The following is a 4,440-nucleotide window of genomic DNA, read 5'->3' as shown; positions in this document are numbered from 1 at the left end:
TGAACGGGCCGGCGCCAGCCGAGGAAGTTCAGCGCTTGATGCCTGCCGGCACGGGACCTGAAGCGATCAGCCGCAGCCGCTGGGTGGCGCGCGTCATGGCAACGTACAGATCCCCCACCTTGCCGTGCTCATGGTTCAGCATGGTGGCGGGCTCCAGCACCACCACGCCGTCGAACTCCAGGCCCTTGGCCTCGCGCGGGCTGATGACCACAATGTCCTGCTCATAGCTGCCCGCGCCGGTGCCGATGCGTCGGCCATACTCAGCACGCAGGGCGGCAGTGGCCTCCGGCAACAGGTGGCCGTCCGCGATGACGGCCAGCAGGCCGCCGTCGAGCGCTTCCAGCTCCTCAGGCAGAACCTCCACGAGGCGGCTGACCACCTGGTCCGGGTCCACCTCGTCGATGACGGGCGACCAGCGGCCTTCGCGCACGGCCTTGGGTGCAGAAACTACGAGTCCGGCCGCGTTGGCCATCCGCACAGCCGCTTCAGCAATCTGTGACGGCGTCCGGTAATTGACCGTCAGCTCCTCCAGCTGCCAGCGGTCACCGAACATCGGGGCAAGCGCGCCCTGCCATGAATTGGCACCGGCCACCGAACTCGTCTGTGCGATGTCACCAACAATCGTGAAGGATTTCAGGGGGCAACGGCGGACCAGCAGGCGCCACTGCATGGGCGAGAGCTCCTGCGCCTCGTCCACCACAATGTGGCCAAAGGCCCACGTGCGGTCGCTGGTGGCGCGCTCGGCGGCGGTCAGCCGCGCTTCCTGTTCCTGGTTCTGCTCGGCCAGCTCCTCGGCAGACATCAGCGGATCCACCCCGGCAGCCTGCATGTTCACCAAGGTCTGCTTGGCGTTGGCAAGGTCGCGGGCGCGGTCGTGCTCCTGCTGGGCGAGGCCACGCCCCGCTGCGGGGTCCAGTTCACCGAGCAGCTCGGCGGCTTCGTCCAGCAACGGCACATCGGACTCTGTCCAGGGGGCATCGGCCGGACGCTGCAGCAATTCCCGCTCAGCCGCAGTCAGGTGGGGGGTACAGAATTCGAGCACAGCCGGCTTACTGAACAACTCCGAAATCAACTTTTCGGGCGTCATGGGCATCCAGCAGAGGTTGAGGGCGATCCGCACATCACGGGCAGTGCGGACATCCTCGGCCAGGTAGGAGCGGTCTGCGTTGTTGCCGATATTCCCGGCTTCCACCAGCTCGGTCAATTGTTCGGTGAGTTCACGCAGCAGGATCTTGACGAACGTCACCCGGGCCTCGTTGTGCGGCTTTCCGGTGGAACGAGCACGTTCCCGGGCACGGCGGACCTGGCGCGGCGTCAGCACGAGCTTGCGGCCATCCACTTCCAGGATCCGGTCTTCAGCGGGAATCCGTTGCCGATTGGCCACGGCGTTGGCCACCACAGTCGCCATGTCCAGGCGGCCCTTGATGGCAGCAACGTCGGCGCCGGGTTCCGGCACGGCGTTGATGCCGGGCATCAACCGGCCCAAACTGGCCATCACGACGCCGGTCTCGCCCAGGGAAGGCAGCACCCGTTCGATGTATTTCATAAAGGACGACGACGGGCCCACCAGCAGCACGCCCGCGGACTTAAGGCGGTCCCGGTGGGTGTACAGCAGGTACGCGGCACGGTGCAGTGCCACGGCTGTCTTACCGGTGCCGGGCCCGCCCTGCACCACCACGGCGCCCGAGATGGAGGACCGGATGATGCGGTCCTGTTCAGACTGTATGGTGCTGACGATGTCCGACATCCGGCCCGTGCGCCGGGAATTCAGGGCCGCCAGCAGGGCACCCTCGCCCTGCAGCGATTCGTTGTCCGCCAGCATGTCCGCGTCCAGGACATCGTCCTCGATGGCCTTGACCTCCCGGCCCTGCAGGATCAGGTGGCGGCGGCGGCGGACGCCCTGCCGGTCGAAGGCTGTGGCCTGGTAGAAGTGCCCGGCTTCGGGCGCGCGCCAGTCAACCATCAGACGCTGCAGATCCTCAGTGGTGAGGCCGATGCGTCCGATGTACTGCGCTTCTCCCGAGTCCAGGTCCAGACGGCCGAAGACCAGCCGGTCATCCACGGCATCCAGCTGCGCCAGGCGGTCCTCGTACAGAGCCGCGAAAGCGTCGCGCTCGGAAACGTTCTGCATGGTGCCCACAGCACCAGCCCGCCGCACCTGCGCAAGCTGCTTGCGCTTTTCCTCGCGGAGCTCCTCCAGCCGGGCATACAGGCCGGCAACATAGTCCCGTTCGTGGGCCAAATCGGCGTCGAGCATTAACGTTCCCCTATCGCAAAAGACAGACCGTCCATTCTACAACCATTTCCGTTAACGCTGGCGAAACGACGCCGGTCTGGGCTTGGCCGCCTTGTACTTCGACACCGTGGGGTCCCCCGTGATCCAGAAACGCCAGGCGTACTGCTCGGATCCGCCAACGCCGGAAACCCCCACCCGCGGACCGGAACTGACCTCCCCAACCGGCTTGTCGGGGAGCGTCAGCACAAAAGGGGGCGCCAATGCGTCGCGGCCGCTGTACGCGGTTGTCAGGCCCAGGGCCTTGGCCAGCCGGGCAGGTCCGCTCGCCAGGTCGGCAGGAATTTTTGAGGTGGGCCGGCGGTGCTGTGCAAGCTCCAGGCCCTCCACGACCTCCCCTGCACGCAGCAGCAGAGCGGAAGCCACACCGGCCGGGCCGCACACGATGTTTGTACAGTGATGCATCCCATAGGTGAAGTAAACGTACAGGTGCCCGGCGGGGCCGAACATCGGGGCGTTCCGTGGAGTGGGGCCGCGGTACGTGTGCGAGCCGGGATCGGGGTGCAGGGAATCCTCGGGCCCCAGGTAGGCCTCCACTTCTGTGAGCCGGACGGACACCCGGCCCTCCCTCGAATCATGGGTCAGGACAGCCCCCAGCAGCATCGGCGCCAGGGTGCGGGCATCGCCGGAGAGGAATTCCCGCAGCGGTTCCCGGGCCTGCGAGGGACTTCTGCTCATGGCCAGACTCTATCCAAAACCCACAGCGATGCCTGGCGCAACGCCACAAAAGGACTCCACGCCCATGTCCGATTTCCGCTAGCCCGCCTCCTCCACTGCTGGCAGGATGGAGGAATGGACTTCTGGCAGCGCTACCGGGCAATAGACGCGCGGGACACCCGGTTCGACGGGCAGTTCTACACTGCCGTCCGGACCACGGGCATCTATTGCCGCCCGTCGTGCCCGGCCAGGACTCCCAAGGCCGCGAACGTCACCTTTTACGAGACCTCAGCAGCGGCCCACGACGCCGGCTACCGGGCCTGCAAACGCTGCCTCCCGGAGGCCGTGCCGGGAACGCCTGCCTGGAATGTGCGCCAAGACATAGCGGGGCGTGCCATGCGCCTGATTAATGACGGCGTTGTCAACAGGGACGGCGTGGACGGCCTGGCCGCCCGCCTTGGCTATTCCTCCCGCCAGCTGAACAGGATCCTCAGCCAGGAACTGGGCGCCGGTCCCTTGTCGCTCGCCCGCGCCGGCCGCGCCCAGACGGCACGCACGCTGCTGGTATCCACCTCCATGAAGCTCGCCGACGTGGCCTTCGCCGCAGGCTTCAGCAGCGTCCGGCAGTTCAACGAGACCATGGTGGAAGTCTTCGACCTGACCCCCACCGCGTTGCGCGCCGCAAGGCATCCGAAAGCTCCCGCCGGTTCTACCGCCCTCACCCTCACCCTCCCCTACCGCGAGCCCTTTGACCCCGGCGTCTTCACTTTCCTGGCGGTCCGCGCCATCCCGGGGATCGAAGCCGGAACCCAAACCTCGTACGCCCGCACGCTGCGGCTTCCCCAGGGCGACGCGCGCTTCAGGGTTCAGTACGACGCCGGCTCCCCCGGGCGGCCGTTGACCCTCACCATCGGTGCGGTGGACCTTCGGGACCTTCCGTCCCTGTTGAGCCGCGTCCGGCGGCTTTTCGACTTGGATGCGGATCCGGTGGCAATCGACGGCGCCCTGACGGAAGACCCCAGGCTGGCCTCTGCAGTGGCCGGCGCTCCGGGCATCAGGATGCCCGGAGCGCTGGACCCCTGCGAAATGCTGATCAGAGCCATGATCGGCCAGCAGATCACCGTGGCTGCCGCGCGGACTGCCCTGACCCAGCTTGCCGCCGTCGGAAGCTCAAGCCGAAGCCCGGGCGAGGGCCTGGACCGGATGTTTCCCGCCCCCGCCGAAATCGCCGCCGACGGTTGGGAACTTCTGCGGGGCCCCAGGAAACGCATCGATGCCCTCCGCACGGCGGCTTCCGCCTTGGCGGATGGCACCCTCGATTTCGGCTATGGCGACGACGTATCAAGCCTGGGCGCGAAGCTGCTGCCCCTGGCCGGTGTGGGACCCTGGACCGTGGGCTATCTTGCCATGCGCGTCCTTGGCGCCCCGGACGTCTTCCTCGGCAATGACGCAGCGGTGCGGAACGGGATAAAAGCCCTGGACCCGCCTCA

The 4,440-nt window shown here is 67.0% G+C and carries 3 protein-coding genes; 1 reads left to right on the top strand and 2 read right to left on the bottom strand.

The features are described from left to right. Positions 1-28: 28 nt before the first annotated feature. Together AC5RWX_RS30780 and AC5RWX_RS30775 are read right to left on the bottom strand one after the other, a co-directional pair. Positions 29-2,257 carry a HelD family protein gene (locus tag AC5RWX_RS30780; RefSeq protein ID WP_494099999.1) on the bottom strand — a complete coding sequence of 743 codons (2,229 nt, stop codon included), beginning with the start codon at positions 2,255-2,257 and terminating at the stop codon, positions 29-31. 51 nt (positions 2,258-2,308) lie between these two features. Beyond that, on the bottom strand, positions 2,309-2,971 hold the full coding sequence (locus tag AC5RWX_RS30775) for a DNA-3-methyladenine glycosylase (protein ID WP_494099998.1): 663 nt from the start codon (positions 2,969-2,971) through the stop codon (positions 2,309-2,311). Positions 2,972-3,085: 114 nt separating this feature from the next. Here AC5RWX_RS30775 and AC5RWX_RS30770 point away from each other — a divergent pair. After that, a partial coding sequence (locus AC5RWX_RS30770; RefSeq protein WP_494099997.1) for an AlkA N-terminal domain-containing protein occupies positions 3,086-4,440 on the top strand: 1,355 nt, incomplete at its 3' end.

The sequence above is a fragment of the Arthrobacter sp. SPT-J7 genome (assembly GCF_059089965.1).
Note: the sequence above shows the minus strand (reverse complement) of the source record. Positions and strands in the feature narration are given on the sequence as shown.